The sequence below is a fragment of the Marinobacter sp. UBA2498 genome, from assembly GCF_002341575.1.
Classification (GTDB): domain Bacteria; phylum Pseudomonadota; class Gammaproteobacteria; order Pseudomonadales; family Oleiphilaceae; genus Marinobacter; species Marinobacter manganoxydans.
In genome coordinates this window covers 73,720-76,540 of the sequence record NZ_DDOI01000029.1, presented here as the reverse complement: position 1 = coordinate 76,540, position 2,821 = coordinate 73,720, and the positions used below count along the sequence as shown (strand labels likewise).

Sequence of the window (2,821 nt, the reverse complement as noted above, 5' to 3'; positions counted from 1 at the left end):
GGTGGGTAGAGCCTCCCAAAAAACGCCCGTGAATACGTCCCTGTAGGGCTCGGTCGCGCCATCCCTGGCGCTCCACGTTTTCGGAAAGCCCCGCCAGATACCCGCCCGAACCTTTGAGGAAAACCGTTGAAGTAAACCCGAAACAAAGAACGCAATATTCAACACGAGGATTGCAAAGTGTTCGAACGGGGCGTGTCAGTGGCTGTTCCAAAACTGTAGAGGGCCATGGATGGCCCGAAACAAGCGCACATGGATGTGCTCGTAGCGTGTTTTGGAAAGCCTTTCCCAACCTGGCCGACCGCCGAGTAATGGCAGTCTAGGTGAGAGGAGGTAAGAAGATAACGCCAGCAAAGCTCATACAACCTATGAGCAAAACTAATTGATTAACTTTTAAGACCGTTGAGGGTAGCGGCAACGGCATTCACCTGATTGCGCAGCCACTTGTGGGCGGGATCGTTCTGATTGCGGCGATGCCACAACATCAGCAGGGTGAAGGGTTTGAAATCAAAGGGCAGAGGCACCCAGGCGAAGTCGCGGAGTAAGTGTTTGCTCATGCCCTCCGGGGCCGTAGCAAGCATATCTGTTCCGCGGAGGAACTCCGGTAGGCCGGAGAAGTTGGAGACCGTCACCACATTGCGACGAACCAGACCACGGGTGTCCATGGCGGTTTCCACAGTCGGTTTTTCGCCGGTGGCGAACAACAGGGCAATGTGGTCTGCCTTAAGGTATTCCGGCAGATCCGCTGGCGGTTTCCGGTGTTCAGGATCATAGAACACCACCATGCGATCGGCCATCAGGCCCCGCTGCATAATGTCCGTCGCCTCCGGCGCGTGGGGAGAAATCACCAGATCACAGACATCCTTCCGCAAAAGGTCTGCCCGAGGAATGCCAGATGGAATCACCTGAAGGCTGATGCCCGGAGCTTCCTGCCGCAACGTTCGCACCAGGCCCGGCAAAAGCAGGTCCCGCTGGTAGTCATTGGCAGCAATCGTGAAGGTGAACTCTGCCGTGGCGGGACTGAACGGCGGGCCCGAGGACAGCGACTGCAGGTCATCCAAAATCTGGCGGATATGGGGCCCGGCCTGAAGTGCGTAGCGGGTTGGCACAATGCCGCGCCCGGACTTCACGAACAGGGGGTCGCCCAGGGCCTGGCGCAGACGTTCCAGCGTGTGACTCACCGCAGACTGGGTAACGCCCAGCCTGACTGCCGCGCGGGACACGCTGCCTTCATCAAGCACCGCCAGAAAGGTGCTGAGGGCCCGGAAATCCAGGTTGAATGTATCAATCGGGTTCATGAATGGCAGTGTAACCCGATGCCTGCGGTGGCGCTACGGCGCCTCGCCTGATTCGTTTGCCTGAATGAATGTTCCAACAGCCTCTGCCAGATCGTCGAACCAGGGGTTGTAAGTCAGCCGGCTGGTATACACCGGACGCTCCGTGTCGTGCCAGGCACTGAACCAGAGATCTTCCTCCGGCAACTGCCGGCAACCCTCCAGAGAGATGTTATTCGGTTCCAGGCATCGCTGCAGTGGCGCGCCCAGGCCGTAGAGTTCGTTGTCTGGCGCAATCAGCAGGGACTGATGAGAGAATTCCAGGATATTGGCATCAGGCAGATAACTGCTCAGGAAACGGATGCGCTCATCGGCCTGAGCGACCGGCCAGGGTTTACGGGTATCCCGAAAGATCATCATGGCATTCCCGGGATTGCTAAACCGCTCCCGGAATTGCGTGACCAGATACTCGAGATTGATCACCGAGTCGGCCTCCGTGGCGGCCAGGAACAAAGGCATATCGAGGCTTTCCTTCTGGATTATCCGGCTTTGCGCCGCCGATATAACGTCGCCGATCTGACTGCCGGCGTTGAAGGAAAACGACTCGTACTTCACCGGATTAAGTTCGGGCTCCTTCTCTACAAAATCAGCAAACACGTCGGCGATGGGCGCCAGCCAGAGGTAGTCCCGCAAACCGTTAAGCTGCCAGGCCGGTGCAACCGCAATCAGACCCGCCGGTCGAGGACCGGTCTCTGAAAGCGCGTAATCTGTGGCCAGTGCCCCGCCCAGAGAAAAACCGCCAATAAACGCCCGATCCACGTCCTGCGACAGGGCAATGAAGTGATTGCGCACCTGATCGCGCCAGACGTCGGCGCTGGCCGTCACCATATCCCCGGGCCGGGTGCCGTGCCCCTGCAGCAACAGGGTCCGGACTTCAACGCACTGATCCGCCAGGTAACGGGCCAGATCCCGGAACACAAAGGGCGAATCGCTCAGACCGTGAACCAATAGGATCCCGGCACGATCCCCGGAGCTGCAACCTGCCGCCGGTGCCAGCCGGTACGGCAGGTTCCACTGCACCTGCTGTTCCCGCTCAAACCCGTCCACCGGCACCAGATTGGTATCGACATAGGCTTCGACAGATTCCAGGTAGCGGTCGAAGTCGGTCACCGGTTCGGCGCCCAGGGTTGATGGCCCGGGCCTGTAGAGTTGAGTGCTGGTGGCGCAGGCGGCAGTGGCGGCCAGCACCAGTAAAACAATCAAAGTCCTGAGGATAGTCATAGCCGGCGTGTGGGTTTCGCTCCTTTGGTCATTACTGTCGTCATCGCTGACTGTGTTGAGTGATCGTTCAAATCTCGATACTGTGACTGCAGTATACGACCCCGAACCCCCTTCCGGATGAGGAGCCCCACCGATGACCATGACCCTCGCTTTCGACGTTTACGGAACCCTGGTTGACCCCATGGGCATGTCCCGCCTGCTGGCGGAAGACGCTGGTGACAGGGCAGAGGGCGTAGCCGCGTTGTGGCGGGAGAAACAGCTGGAATTCT

At 58.8% G+C, this 2,821-nt stretch carries 2 protein-coding genes; both read right to left on the bottom strand.

Annotation, left to right across the window (positions count from 1 at the left end; genetic code table 11):
- Positions 1-383: 383 nt before the first annotated feature.
- Entirely contained in the window at positions 384-1,295 is a 912-nt protein-coding gene (locus tag B2W52_RS02975; protein ID WP_008172727.1) for a LysR family transcriptional regulator, read from the bottom strand.
- 33 nt (positions 1,296-1,328) lie between these two features.
- Positions 1,329-2,552: an alpha/beta hydrolase gene (locus B2W52_RS02970; RefSeq protein WP_008172730.1), complete on the bottom strand. Its 1,224-nt coding sequence runs from the start codon at positions 2,550-2,552 to the stop codon at positions 1,329-1,331.
- Positions 2,553-2,821 lie beyond the last annotated feature (269 nt).